The following is a 20,673-nucleotide window of genomic DNA, read 5'->3' as shown; positions in this document are numbered from 1 at the left end:
GCCGTCGGGATAGGCTCGGCAACGTTTCAATAGCTGGGGGACGCGTGCACACTGGGATCGGGGCAACACCGCCCGACGCATCAGCGACCCCGCCGTCCCAACGAACGCCGTCCCGACAGACGCCGTCCCGCCCGGGCGCCTCCCGCCCCAATGCCACCCGCACCGTCACGATCCGTACGACAGCGCCGGCCGAGGCCCCGCAACCCCGCCCGAGGCCACCGGCCCGGCCGCCGGCCAGGCACCCGGCCGCGCCGCCGTCCACCCGCCGGCGGGACATCCAGGGGCTCCGCGCCCTCGCGGTCATCGCCGTCATCTTCGACCACGTGCTCCACTGGCCCGCCGGCGGTTTTGTCGGCGTCGACATCTTCTTCGTCATCTCGGGTTTTCTCATCACGGGCATCCTGCTGCGCGAACACGAGCGCACCGGGCGTATCTCGCTCCGGTCCTTCTACGGCAGTCGGCTCCGCCGCCTCCTCCCGTCCGCGGCCGTGGTGCTCGTCGCCACCGGCGCGATCGGCTCCGTCCTGTTCAACCAGACCCGGGCCATGTCCACCCTGTGGGACGCCGGCGCGTCGTTCCTCTTCGTCGCCAACTGGCGGTTCACCGCCCTCGGCACCGACTACTTCAGTGCCCTCGCACCGGCCTCGGCGGTGCAGCACTACTGGTCGCTCTCGGTGGAGGAACAGTTCTACCTCGTCTGGCCGTGGCTGATGGTTTTGATGCTGCTCGTATTTGCCCGGGGATCCCGCACGCCAGGTCGCGGCCGGCGCGCCGTCGGCATCCTCGCGGCCGTCGTCGTCGCGGCATCCTTCGCCTACGCCGTCTGGGACAGCGCAACGAATCCGACAGTCGCGTACTTCTCGACGTTCTCCAGGGCTTGGGAGCTCGGCATCGGCGCGATCCTGGCCGTCGCCGCACCGCTCGCCGCACGGATGCCCGTCGCCTGGCGAGTCGTACTCGGCTGGGCCGGCCTGGCCGGCATCGTGGCATCGTTCATCGTGGTCACGGGGGACATCGCCTTCCCCGGCCCGGGTGCCGCCCTCCCCGTGCTGGCGACGGCGCTCGTGCTCGCAGCCGGTATCGGCGGCCCGCAGCGCACCCTGCTCCCGCTCACCAACCCGGTCAGCGTGTACCTCGGCAACATCTCCTACTCGCTGTACCTCTGGCACTTCCCGATCTTCGTCTTTCTCAGCATGCTGCTTCCCGCCCAGAGTATGCAGACGACCCTGATCATCCTCGGCACGATCCTCGCCGTCTCGGTTACGTCGTACTACCTTGTTGAACAGCCGTTCCACCACTCCCCCTGGCTTCGCAGCCGCCGCCCGGCCGGTGAGCGCCGCGACGCCTGGCACAGCTGGCGAGAGGCCTTCGGCAGCCAGTTCATCCTGTCGTCGATGGGCGTCCTCGTCATCGTGATCGTCGTCGCTGTGTCATTCCAGCCCGCCGGCGGGCGGGCGACGACCGAGGCGCCCTCGGTCGCAGGCGCCGACTCCGCCGTGAACCCCGACGTGGCGTTGCAGGCCGAGCTGGCCGCCGCCGTGGCCGCGACCGCCTGGCCGGGCAACCTGTCCCCCTCCCTCGACGACGCCATGGCACGGACCTCGAACGACAACCCCGCACGCGACTGCTTCGACATCGGCGACACCCCCGACTTCGGCCGCTGCACCTGGGGTGCCGACAGCGCCCCCAACCACATGTACCTCGTCGGCGACTCCGAAGCACTCTCCTACGCCCCCGCGTTCAAGGCCATCGCCGAAGCCAGCGACGGACAGTGGAAGATCACCACCATCGGGCTCTACGGCTGCCGGTTCACCGAGGTGCTGGTCGCCAACGAGGGTGCCGGGGTGATGGACGCCTGCCCGCAACGCAAACTCGACATCAGCGAACGGATCGTCGCGGACGCCCCGCAGCTGGTGGTGGTGGCCAACGCCTTCGCCGAGGGGCAAGACGCCAACCGGTCACCGCTGTCGGTCGAGAGCCTGGTCGCATCGACCCTCGCAGAAACGGCCGGCTACAACGCCGCCGGGAAGATCGTCCACCTCGCGCCCCCACCGCTCGGGGCAGAGCTCGGCCGGTGCTACTCGGCGGTATCCAGTCCCCAGGACTGCAACGTCGGGGTCGGATCGGTCTGGCAGCAGTTCGCCGCAGCACTGTCGGCCCCGTCTGCGACCGGTGACCACTTTGTCAGTTCGCTGCCTTTCAGCTGCTCGGCGGGCATCTGCCCCGCTTTCGCCGGAACCCTCCCGACCAAGTACGACACCGTGCACCTGACCCCCGCGTACGCGGTACACGTGGCCCCGTCCATCCGCGACGCCCTCACCGCCCTGGGCGTCATCTGACCCGGCGTGCCGCAATCCGGTCGTGTGGCCGCGCTCTCAACGCCGGTATAGTCGGTCCTGGCACCAACGTTGGTGCCGGCGACCTCACCCCGCGACAGCCGTGGGCTCCGACAGCTCCCGGCTGAGGACGCACCTCCAGCCCCTCGACCAGTGTCGAGGTTGCCGCCGCGCCATCAAGCGCCGCGGATGAGCTCCAAAAGGTCTTCCATGGGTGACAATTCCGCACTGCGATCGATCGAACGGTCCTTCGTCGCCTCCTCCCCGGTCCGCTCGCTGCTGCGCCTGTTGATCCCCCACCGCGGCCGACTCTCCCTGGCCACCGTGGCATTTCTCATCAAGGACAGCCCGGCCTGGCTGCTGCCGCCGATCACCGCGGCGGTCATCGACATCGTCGTGGACCGCGGTCCCCTGCCGCAGCTGTGGTTCTGGGCGGCCTGCGCCCTGGCACTGCTGAGCCTGAATTACCCGTTCCACATGATCTTCGTGCGGCTGTCCAGCCGGGCGATCCGGTCGATGGCCGTGGATGTGCGCAACGCCCTGGCCGAGCGCCTCCAACGGCTGTCGATCGGCTTCCACAACCGGCAGAGCGCCTCGATCGTGCACACCAAGGTGGTGCGGGATGTCGAGAGCATCGAGATGATGATGCAGCAGGCCCTGCCCACCTTCCTCTCCGCCCTGTTCACCCTTACCGGCGCGGTGGTGCTGACCGCCCTCACCGTGCCCGCCTTCGTCGGAGTCTTCGCCGTCACCGTGCCCCTGGCCGTGCTGCTCATCGGCTACATCCGATCGCGGGCCGCCGACCGCAACGAGAACTTCCGGCACGAGGTGGAACGATTCTCGGCCGGTGTGGGCGAGATGGCGGCGCTGATCCCCATCACCCGCGGGCACGGCCTCGAACGCGTCGCCACCCGTCGTGTCGCCGGCCAGGCCGAGAACGTGCGCGCGGCCGGGCAGGCACTGGACACCCTCAACGGCCGGTTCGGGGCGCTCTCCTGGTTGTCGTACCAGGCGCTCGGCGTGATCTGCCTGATCGGCGCATCCGCGGCATCGATCACCCGGGTCATCGCCATCAGCCCGGGCGAGGTTGTGCTGCTCAGCACCTACTTCACGGTGCTCACCGGCGGCATCGTGGCCCTGCTCAATGTGACGCCGATCTTCACCCGCGGCATCGACTCCATTCGGTCGATCGCCGAGGTGATGGAGGAGCCCGACGTGGAGGTGAACGAGGGCAAGCAGCTCGTGACCGCGGTTGCCGGCCGGATCGACCTTGAGGGCGTGGGCTTCAGCTACGAGGATGACCGGCCCGCCCTGCGGGACATCTCCCTGTCGATCCGGGCCGGCGAGACCATCGCGCTGGTCGGCCCGTCCGGGTCGGGCAAGTCGACCCTGCTCAACCTGGTCCTCGGCTTCGTGCGGCCCAGCACCGGGCGGCTGCTGCTGGACGGCGTCGACGCCGCCACCCTCGACCTGCGCAGCGCCCGGTTCTTCGTCTCCGTCGTGCCGCAGGAATCGGTGCTGTTCGAGGGCACCATCCGCGACAACGTCGCCTACGGACTGACCGGCGTCAGCGACGAAGCCGTGCTGGCCGCCCTGGCCGGCGCCAACGCGCTGGACATCCTCGCCGGCCAGGGCGCCGGCCTGGACTCCGTGGTCGGCGACCGGGGCGCCCGGCTCTCCGGCGGCCAGCGCCAGCGCCTCGCTATCGCCAGGGCCCTGGTACGTGACCCGCGCATCCTCGTGCTCGACGAACCCACCAGCGCCCTCGACTCCGTGTCCGAGGAGAAGGTCAAGGATGCCCTCAGCACACTTTTCCGCGATCGCACGACGATCATCGCGGCGCACCGGCTGTCCACCATCCGTGAGGCCGACCGGATCGTCTACATCGAGGCCGGCCGCATCGTCGAACTCGGCAGCCACGACGAACTGATGGCGCTCGGCGGCCGGTACTCGGCCATCGTCCTGCACCAGAACTCCTGACAGAACCCAGCCACCCGCATTCGCCCCTCCAGAAAGGCAACCAGTGCCCCGCTTAGACATGCCCCTGCCCGAGCTCACGCAGTACCGCCCCGCGGTCTCCGAACCGGCCGACTTCGACGCGTTCTGGCAGCGCACCCTGGCCGAGTCCCGGCTGCATCCGGCCGAGCCCCGGCTCACCAGGGTCGACTCGCCGCTGAGCGAGGTGGAGGTCTACGACGTCACCTTCAACGGCTTCGCCGGTGACCCCGTCAAGGCGTGGTTCATGCTCCCCGTCGACAGGGCCGGGTTGCTGCCGGCCCGGTTGCCCGCGGTGGTCGAGTACAACGGTTACGGCGGCGGCCGGGGCTTCCCGCACGAGCACCTCGGCTGGGTGGCCAGCGGCTACGCCTACCTGTTCATGGACACCCGCGGGCAGGGCAGCGGCTGGGGCTCCGGTGGCGACACCGCCGACCCGCACGGCAGCGGACCGGCCGGGTCCGGCTTCATGACCCGCGGCATCCAGTCACCCGACGACTACTACTACCGGCGGGTGTTCACCGATGCCGTGCGCGCGATCGACGCCGTGCGCACGCTCGACAGGGTCGACCCGGACCGGGTGTCGGTGTGCGGCGGCAGCCAGGGCGGTGGCATCGCCATCGCGGCCGCGGCCCTCTCCACCGGCCTGGTTGCGGCTATGCCGGAGGTGCCCTTCCTCTGCCACTTCGAGCGCGCCGTCGGAATGACCGGCAACGACCCGTACCAGGAGGTCGTGCGCTACCTCGCGGTGCACCGGGACGAGGTCGAGCAGACCTTCGCGACGCTCTCGTACTTCGACGGGGTCAACTTCGCCAAGCGGGCCACCGCTCCCGCGCTGTTCTCGGTGGGGTTGCTCGACCCCGTCTGCCCGCCGTCCACGGTTTTCGCCGCGCACAACCACTGGGCAGCGGATGCCGACATCGAGGTGTACCCGTTCAACGAGCACGAGGGCGGCCAGGGCCACCACTTCGTGCGCCAGGCCGCCTGGCTGGCCCGCCAGCTGGCCGGGTAGCCGCCCGCCGGTGCCAACTGGCCCGCCGGCCGGCTCAGCGCGGCGGCGGGATCTCGCCGGAGCCGCGGTGGATCAGCCGGGTGGGGATCTCGACCTGCTTGGTGAACGAGTCGGGGTCCGCCAGGTGCTCGAGCGCCAGCCGGGCGGCGGTGCGGCCGAGTTCCATCGGGTCGTAGGCCACGACGGAGATGTCCAGGGCGTCCGCCAACTCGAAATCGTCGAAGCCGATGAACGCCACCGGCGGCTCGAGATTGCGCAGCACCCGCACGGCGCCCGCGCTGCCGCGGTTGTTGCCGGCCACGATCGCCGTCGGCGGGTCCGGCAGGTCGAGCAGGCTCTGCACGGCGAGCTCCGGCGAGATATCGGGGTCATCGTCGAGGCGTTCCCACTGCGCGGTCTCGGTGACGCCCACCTCGCGCAGCGCCTCGCGGTACCCGGCCAGGCGTTCCCGCTGGGTGTACATCGCGGACGGGTTGGAGATGAAACCGATCCTACGGTGGCCGATGGCCGTGAGTGAGCGCACCGCGTCCGCCATACCTTGGCGGTTCTGCAGCACCACGGAGTCGGCGACGAGGTTGCGGGCCGGTCGGTCGACGCTCACCACCGGGGTGCCCAGCTGGCGTTCGCCCTCGAGGTAGGACTGGTCGTCGGCGATGGGGATCAGCAGCAGCGCCCGCACCCGTTGCGAGATCAGGGCGTCCACGACGCGTTCCTCGCTGTCCGGTGAGTCATCCGTCGTGGCGAGCACCATGGTGAGACCGCGGAGTGCCAGTTCGCGTTCGATACCGGCCGCGACGTGGAAGTAGAACGGGTTCTTCAGGTCGCCGATCACGAACGCGACGGTGTTGGTGACTCCCCCGCGGCGCAGGTTGCGGGCCAGGTTGTTGGGCCGGAAGCGCAACCGCTTGGCGGCCTTGAGAACCCGCTCCCGCGTGTCCGACGAGACGTTGCCGGCACCGGCGAAGACCCGCGACACCGTCTTGGAGCTCACTCCCGCGAGCATCGCCACGTCGGCCAGTGTCGCGCGCGATTGTGTTGTCATGAGATCTCCTTCGATCCGCGAGCAGTCCAAAACCGGCCAGATCATCGCCATGTCAACGTAAGACATTTTGCAGACATCGGCAAGAGTTTTTTGATCGATGAACCCGTGAGTTCCCCGCTATTTCAACGATCAACGGCACCCAAGTGCGAATAGGACAACTTCGGACAGCGCTGACATTTTTGTTTGACGGCCCGCCAAAACCGGGCCTAGCATGAGGCCCAACAGCAACACCAGAGATCCACGGGCGGGAAGTCGCGGTCGTGTCTCAACGGGTCAATGGTGATACCGATTAGGAGAAAACCGATGGCAAAGAAGCTCATCATGGGGGTAGCCGCTCTGGCGGCCACCGCACTACTAGCAGGATGCTCCGGGTCGGCCCCGGCAGACGAGGGCGAGATCACCGGGGAGATCACCGTGATCACCCAGCGCACCGACATCGTCGACACCGTGTTCAAGGACTACGCCGCCCAGTTCGAAAAGGCCTACCCCGGCACCTCCGTCAAGTTCGAGGCCATCAAGGACTACGAAACCGACATCTCCACGCGGTTGTCCTCGGGCAGCTACGGTGACGTGCTCCTCATTCCCAGCACCGTCACCAAGGTACAGCTGGCACAGTTCTTCGAGCCGCTGGGTTCCCTGGAGGAGATGAGCGAGACCTACCGTTTCGTCGCCGAGAAGGCCTACGACGACCTCGCCTACGGCGTCGCCATCACCGGAAATGCTCAGGGCATCGTCTACAACAAGAATGTCTGGGCCGACGCCGGCGTCACCGAGATGCCGACCACCCCCGATGAATTCCTCGCCGACCTCCAGCTCATCAAGGACAACACCGACGCGGTGCCGTACTACACGAACTACGGCGACGGCTGGCCGCTGAGCCAGTGGGACGGCAACCGGGCCGCGACCGGCGACAAGGACGCGTCCATCACCCTCGTCGAGTCCGACGCCCCGTGGGCGACCGGCGAGTACCACGAGATCGCCGACGGGCTGCTCTACGACATCGTCGCGCAGGGCCTGAGTGAAGAAGACCCCACCACAACGGACTGGGAATCGTCCAAGGGCGGGCTCGGCAGCGGCGAGATCGGCTCCATGGTCCTGGGCTCCTGGGCCATCACCCAGATGCAGGATGCCGCGGTGACCGCCGGCGGATCGGCCGAGGACATCGGCTACATGGCCTTCCCCAGTGCCGTCGACGGACAGTCGTACTCCACGATCGGTGGCGACTACCAGAACGCCATCAGCATCAACTCGAAGAACAAGGCCACGGCCCGCGCCTGGATCGACTGGTTCGCCCAGGAGTCCGGCTACGCCACAGACCAGGGCGGGCTCTCCCCCGTCGTCGACGGCCCCGCCCCTGACGCCCTCGCCGACTTCACGGCCAGCGGGGTCGAATTCCTCGAGCTCACGCCGGTGCCGGCCGACCAGGCCACCCTGGAGAACGACATCACCAGCGAGTCCGAGATCGACCTGACCGGCCCGCTCTACCGCCAGAGGATCGTCGACACCGCCCGCGGTGCCGCCGACGGCGACAAGGCGTCGCTCTTCGCCGACCTGAACGCTGCCTGGGCCAAGGCCAAGGCATCCGTCGAGGGCTAGCCCCCGTCCCCACCCGCACCACCAGGGGAAGTCCGCAGTAACAGCCGGCCGGCCGGGCATTCAACGGCCGGCCGCGCTCTGCCCAGACCGACACTGCCCCAGGCAAAAGAAAGGACGCTCGGTGTCTCAACAACTGGCCCCAGCGAAAGCGCCGGACCTGTTCAGCCGGTTCTCGAACCGCTTCATCCGCACCACCATCAGCGCAACCGGCAAACGCAAAGACTCCATCGTCATGCCGTGGCTGTTCCTGGCCATCCCGCTGGCCCTGCTGATCACGTTCACCTATATCCCGGTGGGCAACATGATCTGGTACAGCTTCACCTCCTGGGACGGCCTGGACAAGACCAAAGACGTCGTCGGGCTGAACAACTTCGTCAAGATCTTCACCGATCCCAAGTACTGGCAGGTCTTCGTGGTCAGCCTGTACTACTTCGGGGCGTCGTTCCTGCAGATGGCCCTGGCGCTTTACTTCGCCACGATCCTCAGCTTCAAGACCCGGTTCCGCAACCTGTTCAAGGGCATCCTGTTCTTTCCCTACCTGATCAACGCCGTCGCCATCGCGTTCATCTTCCTGTTCTTCTTCCGCCCGGGCGGCACCCTCGACGCCGTGCTCGGCTTCGTCGGCCTCGGCGAGCTCTCCACCCAGTGGCTCGGCAACCCGGATGTGGTCAACTACTCCCTCGCCGGCGTCGCCATCTGGCGCTACATCGGCCTCAACTTCGTGCTCTTCCTCGGCGCGATCCAGTCGATCCCCGGCGAACTCTACGAGGCGGCCGACCTGGACGGCGCGAACAAGTGGCAGCAGTTCCGCTACATCATCGCCCCGGGCATCCAGCGCATCATCAGCCTGTCCTTCATCCTGGCTATCGCCGGCAGCCTCTCCGCGTTCGAACTGCCGTACATCATCACCGGCGGCACCAACGGCAGCATGACCTTCGTCATCCAGACCATCCAAACGGCCTTCGTGTACCGCAAGGTCGGACTCGCCTCGGCGATGGCGGTCATCCTGCTCATCATCGTGCTGCTCGTCACCTGGCTGCAGCGCAAGGTCGTCCCCGACGAGAAAGTGACGTTGGCCTCATGATCAGACATCTCGGCACCACCGGGAAGTACCTGTCCCTCGTTCTCGGTTCGCTCGTCGCGCTCGTGCCCATCATCGTGATCCTGTTCGCGTCGCTGAAGAGCAACACCGAGTACGCCACCACCGGTCCCCTGGTGCCGCCGTCGAACTGGTTCAACTTCGCCAACTTCGCCACGGCCTTCGTCGACGGTCGGATGATGCTCGGGTTCCTGAACACCTCGATCATCGCGGTGATCTCGGTCACCGGCACCATCCTGATCGGCACCATGGCCGCGTACGTGCTCGACAGGTTCGAGTTCCGCTTCAAGAAGGTGGTCTTCGGGCTCTTCCTCGTGGCCACCCTGGTGCCGGCCGTCACCACCCAGGTGGCGACCTACCAGGTGGTGAACTTCTTCCACCTGGTGAACACCCACGGGGCCGCGATCATCCTGTTCATGGGTACCGACATCCTCTCGATCTACATCTTCATCCAGTTCATGCAGTCGATTCCCCGGTCGCTCGACGAAGCCGCCATGCTCGACGGCGCGAGCCGGTTCGGGGTGTACTGGCGCATCATCCTGCCGCTGCTCGGCCCCGCCATCGCCACGGTCGTCATCATCAAGGGCATCGCCATCTACAACGAGTTCTACATCCCCTACCTCTATATGCCAGCTCAGGACCTGGCCGTGATCAGCACCTCGCTCTTCAGGTTCCAGGGACCGTACGGCGCACAGTGGGAGATCATCGCGGCCGGCATCATGATCGTCATCGTGCCGACCCTGATCATCTTCCTGTTCCTGCAACGATTCATCTACAACGGCGTCACGTCCGGAGCCACCAAGTAATGTCTGGAAACCCGTAATGGCTGCACACACCATCCCCTCGTCCTCCCTTGCCCCCGTCACCCGGTTGCTCGACACCGACTGGAGTGTCACCGCTCTGGACGGACCGGTGCCGGCGAGCATCCGGCGCCTCACCGTGCCGGCCACCGTGCCCGGCTCCGTGCACACCGACCTGCTGGCCGCCGAGCTGATTCCCGACCCGTACCTCGACGGCAACGAGCAGCTGCTCTCCTGGATCGGGCTGACCGACTGGCGCTACAGCACCACCTTCGCCTGGAACCCGGCCGGCGCCGAGAAGACCGAGCTGGTCTTCGCCGGGCTCGACACCATCGCCGAGATCGAACTGAACGGGGTGTCGCTGGGCACTACCCGCAATATGCACCGCAGCTACCGCTTCGACGTGAGCGCCCGCCTCACAGCCGGCCTCAACGAGCTCGTGGTGGTGTTCCGCTCCCCCATCAAGGCCGCGGATGCCGCGAGCCTGGACCTCGGCTACCGTCCGCACGTGAACCACCACCCCTACAACGCCATCCGCAAGATGGCCTGCAGCTTCGGCTGGGACTGGGGCATCGACACGTCCACCTCCGGGCTGTGGAAGCCGGTGACCCTGGTCAGCTGGTCGACCGCCCGGCTGGCGAGTGTGCGCCCGATCGCCACGGTGTCTGACCCGACAGGGCCGACCAGCACCGGGCTGGTGGACGTGCACGTGGAGGTGGACCGCGCGACGGAGACCCCGGTCAGCGTCACGGCATCCGTCGCCGGCGTCAGCCGCACCGTGGAACTGCCGGCCGGAGCGTCCGGCGCCACCGTGAGCCTGAGCGTGCCCGATGTGGACCTGTGGTGGCCGCTCGGCTACGGTGAGCACCCGCTCTACGAGCTCGAGGTCACCCTGCGCGCGGCCGACACCGCGGTGGAACTGGACCGGTCGAGCACCCGGATCGGCTTCCGCACCGTCGAATTCGACACCACCCCCGACGAGAACGGCACCCCGTTCACCCTGGTCATCAACGGCCAGCCGGTGTTCGTGCGCGGCGCCAACTGGATCCCCGACGACGCCTTCCCGCACCGCGTCACCAAGGCACGCTACCTGGACCGGCTCACACAGGCCGAGTTCGCCAACATCAACCTGATCCGGGTGTGGGGCGGCGGCATCTTCGAGAGCGACGACTTCTACGACCTGTGCGACGAGCGCGGCCTCCTCACCTGGCAGGACTTCCTGCTCGCCTGCGCCGCCTACGCCGAAGAGGCCCCGCTCGGTCACGAGATCGAGGCCGAGGCCAGGGAGAACGTCGCCAGGCTCGCCGCGCATCCGTCGCTCGTGGTGCTGAACGGCAACAACGAGAACCTCTGGGGCTTCGAGGAATGGAACTGGAAACTGCGCCTGGACGGCAAGACCTGGGGCGGCGGCTTCTACTACGACGTGTTTCCCGCCCTGGTCGCCGAGCTGGCCCCGCACATCGGCTACACGCCCGGCAGCCCGTTCTCCCCGGTTGCCGGCACTGCCTCCCATGACCTGCACCCCAACGACCCCGAGCACGGCACCATGCACATCTGGGACCTCTGGAACCAGCGCGACTACCCCGCATACCGTGAGTACCAGCCGCGCTTCGTGGCCGAGTTCGGCTGGCAGGGCCCGCCCACCTGGTCGACCCTGACGGAGTCGATCCACGATGTGCCGCTGACCCCGGAATCGCCGGGCATGCTCGTGCACCAGAAGGCCATGGAGGGCAACGTCAAGCTCACCGACGGACTGCTGCCGCACCTGCCGCTCCCCGACGAGATCGGCGACTGGCATTGGGCGATGTCCCTGAACCAGGCCACCGCCATCAGCACCGCGATCGAGCACTTCCGCTCGCTGTCCCCGCACTGCATGGGCAGTATCGTCTGGCAGCTCAACGACTGCTGGCCGGTCACCTCCTGGGCCGCCGTGGACGGCTACGGCCGGCCGAAGCCCCTGCTGTACGCGATCAAGCACGCCTACGCCGACAGGCTGGTCACCATCCAGCCCCGCGAGAGCGGCCTGGCCGTCATCGCGGTCAACGACTCCGCCGACACCTGGAGCGGCGAGCTCCTGGTGCGGCGGTACACAGACACGGGAGCCGTCCTGGCCGAGCACGCCGAGCGGGTCACCCTGCCGGCGCGGTCGAGCGTGACCGTGCCGCTGCCCGCATCCGTGTCCGCGGCAACGGATGCGGCAGCGGAGCTCCTCCGCGCCGAGCTGACCGGGGTGCGTGGGCACTGGTTCTTCGCCGAAGCCCGAGACAGCACCCTGACACCGGGCACCCCCAAGGTGAGCGCCGTGCGCACCGCCGACGGCTACAGCGTGCGGGTCACCGTTCCGGTGCTGACCCGCGACCTGGTCTTGTTGGTCGACAAGGTCGACCCGGACGCCCTGGTCGACGACATGCTGGTCACCCTGCTGCCCGGCGAAAGCGTGGTCTTCACGGTCACCTCTCTGCTCGAGGTCGACCCGGCAGCTTTCACGGCGCCGGGTGTGCCGCGCAGCACCAACCAGCTGGTGCGGCGGTGATGAACAAGACCGGCCCCGATGCGGCATCCGTTCTCACCGAACCGGTCTGCGGCATGACCTGGGGCTGGACGGGCGTTCGGGGAACCTGGGCGACCCCGGCGGCCGCCGACTCGATGCGGCTCATGGCCGACCTCGGCGTGAATTGGACCGCCCTGGCCTACGCGGCGTTGCAGGACACCGCCCAATCGGAGGAGATCCCGTTCGGCGACGCGCCGACGGTAACCGACGACGAGGTGCGCTGGGCCATCCGCGAGGCCAAAGCGCACGGGCTCAAGGTCTGCCTCAAGCCCGTGGTCAACTGCGCCGACGGAACTTGGCGCGCCTACATCGGCTTCTTCGACTGGGAGGTGCCCGGCGAACCCGGCTGGACCGCCTGGTTCCGGTCGTACACGGCGTTCATCCTGCATGCCGCCCGGCTCGCCGAGGAGGAGGGCGCAGAGATGCTCTGCATAGGCTGCGAGATGGTGCGCGCCGACGGCCAGGATGCGCGCTGGCGCACCCTGATCACCGCGGTGCGCGAGGTATACAGCGGCCTGGTGACTTACAACTGCGACAAGTTCCAGGAGGACCACGTCTCCTGGTGGGACGCCGTCGACGTGATCACCTCCAGCGGCTACTACCCGATCGATAGCTGGGACGAGCAGCTGGATCGCATCGAGCAGGTCGTGACGGCCACCGGCAAACCGTTCTTCTTCATGGAGGCCGGCTGCCCGAGCCGCACCGGGTCACCCGGCAAGCCCAACGACTGGGCCCTGCCAGGGGTTCCCTCCGGCGCCGAGCAGCTGCGCTACTACGAGGACATGTTCGCGGCCACCTGTCGGCGAGAATGGATGCGCGGCTTCATGCTCTGGGACTGGCCGACGACCCTGTACGCGGCGGCCGATGCGGCGCAGAATGACGACTACTGCGTCTACGGCAAACCCGCCGCAGACTTCCTGGGCCGCCAGTACCGGGCCTGGCTGGCCGCACCGCCCAGTTCCGCACCGCCCAGTTCCACACTGCTCAGTTCAACACCACCCGCACCCGTACGACCCGCACCCGTACCACCCGCAAGAACGGACCACCCATGAGTGTCGAATCCAGCTCCCTCACCATCGACGCCGGCCAAACCGGTATCCGGGCGCGCCTGCACACCGGGAACGGCGAGTGGGTTCCGTTCGAATTCGGCGGGATCCGCACCGACAGCGCCCTGATCCCCCAGCTCGGCGAGGTCGTCGCCTCCGTCGCGTCATCGACCCGGCAGCCGATCGTCACCGTCAGCGCCGGCATCTCCGGCTTCTCGAAGGCCGAAACCGACCCGCGCGAACTCCTCGCCGCCGGCGCGGCACTCGGGGTGCGCGAGGTCTTCCTCGCCCACGACTCCGTCACGAGCTACCTCGGCGCCCTCGGGGACGAGCTCGGCGTGGTCGTCGCCGCCGGCACCGGCGTGGTCACCCTCGCGGTGGGTGCGAACGATGTGGCCCGCATCGACGGGTGGGGCAACCTGATCGGCGACGCCGGCAGCGGCTACTGGCTCGGCCGCGCGGCCCTGGACGCCGTGATGCGCGCCTACGACGGCCGCGGCCCCGCAACGGCGCTGTCCGCCGTCATGCGCCGGGAGTTCCCCCACATCGAAATGGCCTACCTCGAGCTGCAGGCCGATCCGCTGCGAGTGAGCCGCATCGCCGCCTACTCCCGTCAGGTCACCGAACTGGCCGCAACGGATGCCGTCGCCGCCGCGATCTGCGCCGGAGCCGCCGCAGAGCTGGTGCTCTCGGCCGCCACCGGGCTCCGCCGGGTCGGCGAAGACACCGGCCCGTCCCCCGTGGTCTGCGGCATCGGCGGGGTGCTGCGCGCCCCCGAGATCGCCACCCGGTTCGAGCGGGGTCTGCGCGAGCTGTGGCCAGACGTCGACATCCGCCCCGCCATCGCCAACGCCCTCGACGGCGCCGAGTACCTGGCCCGGCTGGCCCCCACCAGCGCCCTGCGCGACCGCATCGCCAGCTCGATCGGCTAGTGGCGGCAGGCCGGATTGTCAGTCGGCTAGCCCAGCTGGAGCAGGGCGGCCTCGAAGGCCACCCAGGGCAGCATGGCGCACTTGACCCTGGCCGGGTACTTGGAGACGCCGGCGAACGCCGCGGCGTCGCCGAGCACCTCTTCGTCGGGTTCGATGGTGCCGCGGGAGCGCAGCATCTCCCGGAACAGATCGAGCGTGATCAGCGACTCGGCGACGCTGGCGCCGCGCACGGTGTCGTTGAGCACTGAGGCCGACGCCATCGAGATGGAGCAGCCGACGCCCCGCCAGGCGAAGCCGTCGATCCGGGCATCCGCCCCGGCGCCGGACAGGGCCACCCGCACGGTGATCTCATCGCCGCAGGTGGTGTTCACCTGGTGCGACTGGGCCTGGCGCAGACCGGCGGCGGCGGCGACCGCTGCCGCGTCCTCGTCGAGCTCCGACAGCTCGGCGACGGCGCCGTGCGCGGACTTCGCGTGGTCGAGGATGATCTGCTGGTACAGCTGCTGCATGGCGGACGAGGTCATCGGGCTACTCCGAAGAACGGGCCGACCTCGGCGAGCACGGCCAGGAACTGGTCGACCTCGTCGTCGGTCGTGTACAGGTAGGTGCTCGCGCGGGTGGACGCGGTGACGCCGAGCTTCCTGTGCAGCGGCTGGGCGCAGTGGTGCCCGACCCGCACGGCGATGCCGGCCTCGTCGAGGAACTGGCCGACGTCGTGCGCGTGCACGCCGGCGACATCCACCGCGGCCAGGCCGATGCGTTCGACCCCGAGTCCGGGGCCGAGCAGCCGCACGCCGGGGATGGCGGTGACGCCCTCGACGAGCCGGCGGCCGAGTTCGGCTTCGCGGGTGCGGATGCGGCCCATGCCGGTGTGGCTGAGGTAGTCGACCGCGGAGGCCAGCGCGATGGCCTGGGAGATGCGCTGGGTGCCGGCCTCGAACCGCTGCGGCGGGGTGAGGAACTCGGCGCCCTGCATGTCGACGGTGGTGATCATGGACCCACCGGTGAGGAACGGCGGCATCGCGGCGAGCAGCTCGGCCTTGCCGTAGAGCACGCCGATGCCGGTGGGGCCGAGCATCTTGTGCCCGGAGAACACCGCGAAGTCCACGTCGAGCGCGGTGAGGTCCAGGGCAAGGTGCGGCGCCGACTGGCAGGCGTCCAGGAAGACCAGGGCGTCGACGGCGTGGGCCATGGCCACGAGCTCGTCGATGGGGTTGATGGTGCCCACCACGTTGGAGGCGTGGGTGACGGCCAGCAGCCGGGTGCGCGGGTTCAGGATCTCGGCGGCGGCGGCCATGTCGAGGGTGCCGTCCGGCAGAACCGGGATGAAACGGAGGGTGGCTCCGGTGCGAAGCGCCAGCTGCTGCCAGGGGATGAGGTTGGAGTGGTGCTCCATCTCGGTGACGACGATCTCGTCGGCGGACCCCAGCTTGAAGCGGGCGGCGGCGGCGCCGCCGAGGCCGAGGGACGCGTTGGAGAACGAGTACGAGACGAGGTTCACACCCTCGGTGGCGTTGGAGGTCCAGACGATCTCGTCTTCCCGGGCGCCGACGAACGCGGCGACCGTGGCGCGGGCGGCCTCGAACACCTCGGTGGCGGCGAAGGCCAGGGTGTGCGCGCCGCGGTGCACGGCGGCGTTCCGCTGCTCGTAGTACTCCTGCTCGGCCTCCATCACGCTGATCGGGTTCTGCGAGGTGGCACCGGAGTCGAGGTAGGCCAGCGGATGCCCGTTGACGAGCTGGTGCAGCACCGGGAAGTCATTGCGAATCCGCAGCACCTCATCGGAACTCAGAGTCTGGTCGGCCAGGCTCTCGTCAGGCAGGCTCTCGTGATGCGGAGCCTGGTCACGCGCGGGGGCAGAGGGTGGTGCGACGAACGTCATACTTCAGGGTACCGCCACAGGCCGGGCCCCGGCAGAGGATGACGGCGGGATACGAAACGCCGGCGCCGGCCGTCCTGGCGCGGTTCAGGCCTAGGCTGGAAGCCAGCAGAAAGGGCCACCATGCCGCACGCTCCCCTGGTTTCGCCGGGACCGCCGCTCACCCCGGCCCAACGCCAACGCTACGCCCGACAGCTCTCGCTCGAGCAGGTCGGCGATCTCGGTCAGCGCCGCCTCGCGGCCGCCAGGGTGCTGATGATCGGTGCCGGCGGGCTGGGCTCCCCGGTGCTCACCGCCCTGGCCGCCGCGGGCGTCGGCACTCTCGGCATCGTGGATTCCGACAGCGTGGAGGTCTCCAACCTGCACCGCCAGACCATCTACACGATGGCCGACCTGGCCCGCCCCAAGGCCGAGGCCGCCGCGGCCGCCCTGCGCGCGCACAACCCGCTGATCGAGGTCGTGGCGCATCAGACCCGCCTGACGGCTGCCAACGTGCTCGCCCTGATCGCCGACTACGACATCGTCATCGACGGCACCGACAACTTCGCCACCCGCCACCTCGCCCACGACGCCGCGGCGCTGCTGCACAAGCCGTACATCTGGGGCTCCGTGCTGCGCTTCGACGGCCTGGTCACGACGTTCTGGGTCGACGGGCCGGCCGACGGCACCCGCCTGGAAGACCTGTTCCCGAGCACCCCGGGCGCCGACGAGGCCGAAACCTGCGCCATGGCCGGAGTGCTCGGCTCGGTGTGCGCCAGCGTCGGCGCCATGATGGCCACCGAAACGCTCAAACTCATCGTGGGCTTCGGCGAACCCTTGTTCGGCCGGCTGCTCGTGCACGACGGCCTCGACGCCTCCTGGCGGGAGGTGCCATACGGTGCGGTCGCCGCGACAGGTGTGACCGGCCCCCTCGAGCCGGCAGCGGCCGCCGACCCGCCCCGCGACACCAGCCACAGCCAGGTTCACACCCACCCGATCCCGGTGCAGGCGCGCCCCGGCGCACCGGTACCCGACGAGGTCACCTCGGCCGAGCTCGCCGGCCTGCTCGCCGACCGGCAGGCGGGGCTCGCCGACTTCGTGCTCGTGGACATCCGGGAGCCGTGGGAGCGCGACATCGTCGCCATCGACGGATCGGCGCTGGTGCCGATGGCGCAGCTGCTCACCGACGAGGCCCGCACGGTGATGGAACCCGACGACCGCGTCGTCCTCTACTGCCACCACGGCGCCCGGTCCGAGTACGCCCGAGAGGTGCTCCGCGACAACGGCTGGTCGGCGGTCACCCACCTCGCGGGCGGCGTCGACGACTGGGTGCGGCAGATCGAACCGGACAAAGCGCGGTACTGATCTCGCCGCACGTTGAGACAGCAGTAGGAGAGCCGGCTGGCGTCCCGGTCGAGGTGGGCAGCACCGAGGGTGATGCCCGCACTGGCGCCTGGCCCGTGGAAATCGCGGGGTGGTTGCCGGGTGGGCGCCCGGTTATGGTGTGCGCAACGGGCACGGTAGAACGTCCCGAGAGAGCACGGCAAGAGAGGTGGTCATCATGGGCGATGACAAACATCCAACCGGGAACACGGCGACGGGGTCGCGCGGCAGCGACGAGGGCGTCGACCGTGGTTTCCTCGGCACCCTCGACCCCCTGATCATCCACGCCGCCGACGGCCGGGTGGTCTGGGAGATGGAGTCCCTCGCCTTCCTGGCCGGTGCGGGGTCGGAGAATGTGCACGACGGTCTCTGGCGGCAGAGCGCCCTGAACGCCAGGCACGGCCTCTACCTGGTGACCGAGGGCATCTATCAGGTACGCGGCTTCGACCTGTCCAACATGACTCTCGTCGAGGGCGACCATGGGGTCATCGTGATCGACCCGCTCATCTCGGCGGAGACCGCGGCGGCCGCACTGGCGCTGTACCGCAGCCATCGCGGCGACCGCCCGGTGTCGGCGGTCGTGTACACCCACGCTCACGCCGACCACTTCGGCGGCGTGCTCGGTGTGATCGAACCCGACACCGGCATCCCCATCGTCGCCCCCGAACACTTTCTCGACAACGCAGTGTCCGAGAACGTCTACGCCGGAACCGCGATGTTCCGCCGCGGCTACTACTACGACGGGCACCCACTGGCCCGGAACGCCGCCGGCCGAATCGGTATCGGCCTGGGCGCCGGCGCGTCGACAGGCAGCATCGGCCTGGTCGTGCCCACCCTCGACATCACGGCGACGGGCCAGGAAGAGGAGCTCGACGGCGTGCGGATCGTCTTCCAGCTCACCCCCGGCACCGAGTGCCCGTCGGAGATGAACCTGTACTTCCCGGCGCAGCGCGCCCTGTGCATGGCCGAGAACGCCACCCACACCATGCACAACCTGCTCACCCTGCGCGGGGCGCAGGTGCGCGACCCCCGCATGTGGTCCCGTTACCTGAGTGAGGCCACCGAACTGTTCGGCCACCGGTCCGACGTGGAATTCGCGTCGCACCACTGGCCGACCTGGGGAACCGACGCCATCGTCGCCTTCCTCACCGAGCAGCGCGACCTCTACGCCTACCTGCACGACCAGACCGTACGACTGATGAACCAGGGCCAGACCGGTAGCGAGATCGCCGAGGACTTCGAAATGCCGCCGTCGCTGGCCGGGAAATGGCACACCCACGGCTACTACGGGTCGGTGAGCCACAACGTCAAGGCGATCTACCAGCGCTACCTCGGCTGGTACGACGGCAACCCGGCGCACCTGTGGCAGCATCCGCCGACGGCCGCGGCCACCCGGTACGTCGATGTGATGGGCGGCGTCGCAGCCACCCTCGAGCACGCCAGGCGCTACCTGGATGCCGGTGATCTGCGGTTCGCCGTGGAGCTGGCCAGTCACGCCGTCTTCGCCGACCCCGGTGACGGCGCGGCCCGCGAACTGCTGGCCACGGGCCTGGAGCGGCTGGGCTTCGGCGCGGAGAACGCCACCTGGCGGAACGTCTTCCTCACCGGGGCGACCGAGCTGCGGTACGGCGTGGGCCGCAACGACCTCGAGGCCGGCGGTCTGCTCGACGTGCTCACCGTCACCCAGCTCTTCGACACCCTGGCGATCCGGCTGGTGGGGCCCCGGTCGTGGAACGAGGGCTTCGCCATCAACTGGGTGATCACGGACACGCGGGAGCTCTACAGGCTGGAGCTCAGCCACGGAGCGCTGATCCACTATCCGATCGACAGACCCCGCCCGGCGGACCTCAACGTGCGCATCACCCACGCCCGGCTGGCCCAGGCCGTGGCCGGCGGCTCCTTCAGCGGGGTGGACATGACCGGGGACGCCGGCGTGCTGCCGAGGTTGTTCGCGCTGCTGGACAGCCCGGATCCGACCTTCGCCGTTGTGACGCCGTAGCGCCCTGACCCTCCGGACAGGTCAGCCGCCGGCGAACGGCGGCAGGACGTCGAGCCTGTCGCCCTCGTTCAGCACGCGGGCGCGGTCGGTGGTGGCCGTTCCGTTCACGATGAAGGAGCAGCGGGCGAAGACGGCGGGCGAGCTACTGCCGAGATCCGTCAGGAAGGCGCCGATGGTGGCCCCGGCCGGCAGGTCGCGGGTTTCCTCAGCTACCCCCGTCGCCGCCTTGGCCGCGGCGTAATAGCGCACCTGCACCTGCATGGTGATGAACCCTTCGTCGGTGGGCGGGCCGTACCTACCGGCCCGTTCGTCCAGCCTACGACGGGTCACCACTCCGGAGCGGCGCGCAGGGCGTAGTGAAGCTCGACCAGGCCGTCATCGAAGCTCTGCGCACCGCGCAGGTCGAGAACGGCCGGGTCGGAGTCGGCCGGGAACACCCCGCGGCCGGCGCCGATCACGACGGGCATCACCACGAGGCGCACCTCATCCACCTCGCCGGCGGCGAAGAAGGCCCGGCTGAGGCTCAGGCTGCCCCACAGCACGACGATGCCGCTGGTCTCGGCCTTGATCCGGCGGATGGCCTCGACGGCGTCGCCGGACTCCAGGGTCGCCGCGGGCAGGTCGCCCCACGGGGCGTGGCTGAGCGTGCGGGAGAACACGTGGCGACGCAAAGCGTTGAGTGGGCCGGTGAGGACCTCGTCCGCCGCTTCCGGTGTGGGCCAGTAGCCCACGAACATGCGGTACGTGTTGGCGCCGAGCACCATTGTCTCGACGCCGTCGAGCCACGCCAGCTGGCTCCGGTCGAATTCGTCGGTGCGGCCGTCGAGAAGTTCGTAGGCCGTGAACTCGTTGTCGAGGTTGGCCGCGAAGCCGTCGAGGGTCACGAACTGCTGCACCACGAGGTGTCCCATGAGTTGCCCTTCCGTATGAGAGCCCGTCCTACGGCCCGTGTATTCGAGGCACGATACGCCCGGGCCGAGCGGCCTTCAAGCAACCGGGCTGCGCCGGCCGCCGCCGGAGCCGG

Annotated in this window: 16 protein-coding genes; 11 read left to right on the top strand and 5 right to left on the bottom strand. The window is 68.8% G+C overall.

Annotated features, from left to right (window positions below):
- Positions 1-44: 44 nt before the first annotated feature.
- From B7495_RS19475 to B7495_RS07250, 3 genes are all read left to right on the top strand, one after another.
- On the top strand, positions 45-2,339 hold the full coding sequence (locus tag B7495_RS19475) for an acyltransferase family protein (protein ID WP_255416800.1): 2,295 nt from the start codon (positions 45-47) through the stop codon (positions 2,337-2,339).
- 207 nt (positions 2,340-2,546) lie between these two features.
- Positions 2,547-4,316 (top strand): ABC transporter ATP-binding protein, encoded by a 1,770-nt coding sequence (locus B7495_RS07255; RefSeq protein WP_088455983.1) that lies wholly within the window; start codon positions 2,547-2,549, stop codon positions 4,314-4,316.
- 43 nt (positions 4,317-4,359) lie between these two features.
- Complete coding sequence (locus B7495_RS07250; protein ID WP_088455982.1) at positions 4,360-5,343, top strand: acetylxylan esterase; 984 nt, start codon at positions 4,360-4,362, stop codon at positions 5,341-5,343.
- A gap of 34 nt (positions 5,344-5,377) precedes the next feature.
- On the opposite strand, the gene B7495_RS07245 is transcribed toward B7495_RS07250, so the two are convergent.
- Positions 5,378-6,385 (bottom strand): LacI family DNA-binding transcriptional regulator, encoded by a 1,008-nt coding sequence (locus B7495_RS07245; protein ID WP_088455981.1) that lies wholly within the window; start codon positions 6,383-6,385, stop codon positions 5,378-5,380.
- Positions 6,386-6,688: 303 nt separating this feature from the next.
- Here B7495_RS07245 and B7495_RS07240 point away from each other — a divergent pair, with 303 nt between their 5' ends.
- From B7495_RS07240 to B7495_RS07215, 6 genes are all read left to right on the top strand, one after another.
- Positions 6,689-7,981, top strand: a complete 1,293-nt coding sequence (locus tag B7495_RS07240; RefSeq protein ID WP_088455980.1) for an ABC transporter substrate-binding protein — start codon at positions 6,689-6,691, stop codon at positions 7,979-7,981.
- Between the two features lie 184 nt (positions 7,982-8,165).
- Positions 8,166-9,065 (top strand): carbohydrate ABC transporter permease, encoded by a 900-nt coding sequence (locus B7495_RS07235; RefSeq protein ID WP_240632488.1) that lies wholly within the window; start codon positions 8,166-8,168, stop codon positions 9,063-9,065.
- Entirely contained in the window at positions 9,062-9,886 is an 825-nt protein-coding gene (locus tag B7495_RS07230; RefSeq protein ID WP_088455979.1) for a carbohydrate ABC transporter permease, read from the top strand. Before B7495_RS07235 ends, B7495_RS07230 begins: the two co-directional genes overlap by 4 nt.
- A 16-nt stretch (positions 9,887-9,902) precedes the next feature.
- Positions 9,903-12,413 (top strand): glycoside hydrolase family 2 protein, encoded by a 2,511-nt coding sequence (locus B7495_RS07225; protein WP_088455978.1) that lies wholly within the window; start codon positions 9,903-9,905, stop codon positions 12,411-12,413.
- Positions 12,413-13,483, top strand: coding sequence for a 1,4-beta-xylanase (locus tag B7495_RS07220; protein ID WP_240632487.1), 1,071 nt, complete (start codon positions 12,413-12,415; stop codon positions 13,481-13,483). Before B7495_RS07225 ends, B7495_RS07220 begins: the two co-directional genes overlap by 1 nt.
- Positions 13,480-14,409 carry a BadF/BadG/BcrA/BcrD ATPase family protein gene (locus tag B7495_RS07215; RefSeq protein WP_088455977.1) on the top strand — a complete coding sequence of 310 codons (930 nt, stop codon included), beginning with the start codon at positions 13,480-13,482 and terminating at the stop codon, positions 14,407-14,409. The genes B7495_RS07220 and B7495_RS07215 overlap by 4 nt, the downstream gene beginning before the upstream one ends.
- A 26-nt stretch (positions 14,410-14,435) precedes the next feature.
- On the opposite strand, the gene sufU is transcribed toward B7495_RS07215, so the two are convergent.
- Together sufU and B7495_RS07205 are read right to left on the bottom strand one after the other, a co-directional pair.
- Positions 14,436-14,933, bottom strand: a complete 498-nt coding sequence (gene sufU / locus B7495_RS07210; RefSeq protein WP_088455976.1) for a Fe-S cluster assembly sulfur transfer protein SufU — start codon at positions 14,931-14,933, stop codon at positions 14,436-14,438.
- Positions 14,930-16,291: an aminotransferase class V-fold PLP-dependent enzyme gene (locus tag B7495_RS07205; protein WP_088455975.1), complete on the bottom strand. Its 1,362-nt coding sequence runs from the start codon at positions 16,289-16,291 to the stop codon at positions 14,930-14,932. Before B7495_RS07205 ends, sufU begins: the two co-directional genes overlap by 4 nt.
- A 120-nt stretch (positions 16,292-16,411) precedes the next feature.
- Between B7495_RS07205 and B7495_RS07200 the strand changes: the two genes are divergently transcribed.
- Positions 16,412-17,632 (top strand): ThiF family adenylyltransferase, encoded by a 1,221-nt coding sequence (locus B7495_RS07200; RefSeq protein WP_088455974.1) that lies wholly within the window; start codon positions 16,412-16,414, stop codon positions 17,630-17,632.
- Positions 17,633-17,828: 196 nt separating this feature from the next.
- The gene (locus B7495_RS07195) at positions 17,829-19,649 is read left to right on the top strand and encodes an alkyl/aryl-sulfatase (RefSeq protein ID WP_088457962.1); all 1,821 of its coding nucleotides are present in this window, start codon (positions 17,829-17,831) and stop codon (positions 19,647-19,649) included.
- Positions 19,650-19,670: 21 nt separating this feature from the next.
- Here B7495_RS07195 and B7495_RS07190 read toward each other — a convergent pair whose 3' ends face one another.
- Together B7495_RS07190 and B7495_RS07185 are read right to left on the bottom strand one after the other, a co-directional pair.
- A complete protein-coding gene (locus B7495_RS07190) occupies positions 19,671-19,910 on the bottom strand; it encodes a MoaD/ThiS family protein (RefSeq protein WP_088457961.1) in 240 nt (79 codons plus the stop codon).
- 65 nt (positions 19,911-19,975) lie between these two features.
- Entirely contained in the window at positions 19,976-20,560 is a 585-nt protein-coding gene (locus B7495_RS07185; RefSeq protein WP_088455973.1) for a dihydrofolate reductase family protein, read from the bottom strand.
- Positions 20,561-20,673 lie beyond the last annotated feature (113 nt).

Origin of the sequence: Cryobacterium sp. LW097 (assembly GCF_002205495.2) — a bacterium.
GTDB lineage: Bacteria > Actinomycetota > Actinomycetes > Actinomycetales > Microbacteriaceae > Cryobacterium > Cryobacterium zongtaii.
The sequence above is the reverse complement of the archived record's forward strand: the minus strand, read 5'-3'. Positions and strand labels throughout refer to the sequence as shown.

Coding starts and splice junctions, on each gene's coding strand:
- B7495_RS07205 (WP_088455975.1), bottom strand. CDS start 16,291: ATGACGTTCGTCGCACCACCCTCTGCCCCCGCGCGTGACCAGGCTCCG.
- B7495_RS07195 (WP_088457962.1), top strand. CDS start 17,829: ATGGGCGATGACAAACATCCAACCGGGAACACGGCGACGGGGTCGCGC.
- B7495_RS07225 (WP_088455978.1), top strand. CDS start 9,903: ATGGCTGCACACACCATCCCCTCGTCCTCCCTTGCCCCCGTCACCCGG.
- B7495_RS07240 (WP_088455980.1), top strand. CDS start 6,689: ATGGCAAAGAAGCTCATCATGGGGGTAGCCGCTCTGGCGGCCACCGCA.
- B7495_RS07255 (WP_088455983.1), top strand. CDS start 2,547: ATGGGTGACAATTCCGCACTGCGATCGATCGAACGGTCCTTCGTCGCC.
- B7495_RS07190 (WP_088457961.1), bottom strand. CDS start 19,910: ATGCAGGTGCAGGTGCGCTATTACGCCGCGGCCAAGGCGGCGACGGGG.
- B7495_RS07215 (WP_088455977.1), top strand. CDS start 13,480: ATGAGTGTCGAATCCAGCTCCCTCACCATCGACGCCGGCCAAACCGGT.
- B7495_RS07230 (WP_088455979.1), top strand. CDS start 9,062: ATGATCAGACATCTCGGCACCACCGGGAAGTACCTGTCCCTCGTTCTC.
- B7495_RS07200 (WP_088455974.1), top strand. CDS start 16,412: ATGCCGCACGCTCCCCTGGTTTCGCCGGGACCGCCGCTCACCCCGGCC.
- sufU (WP_088455976.1), bottom strand. CDS start 14,933: ATGACCTCGTCCGCCATGCAGCAGCTGTACCAGCAGATCATCCTCGAC.
- B7495_RS07220 (WP_240632487.1), top strand. CDS start 12,413: ATGAACAAGACCGGCCCCGATGCGGCATCCGTTCTCACCGAACCGGTC.
- B7495_RS07185 (WP_088455973.1), bottom strand. CDS start 20,560: ATGGGACACCTCGTGGTGCAGCAGTTCGTGACCCTCGACGGCTTCGCG.
- B7495_RS07245 (WP_088455981.1), bottom strand. CDS start 6,385: ATGACAACACAATCGCGCGCGACACTGGCCGACGTGGCGATGCTCGCG.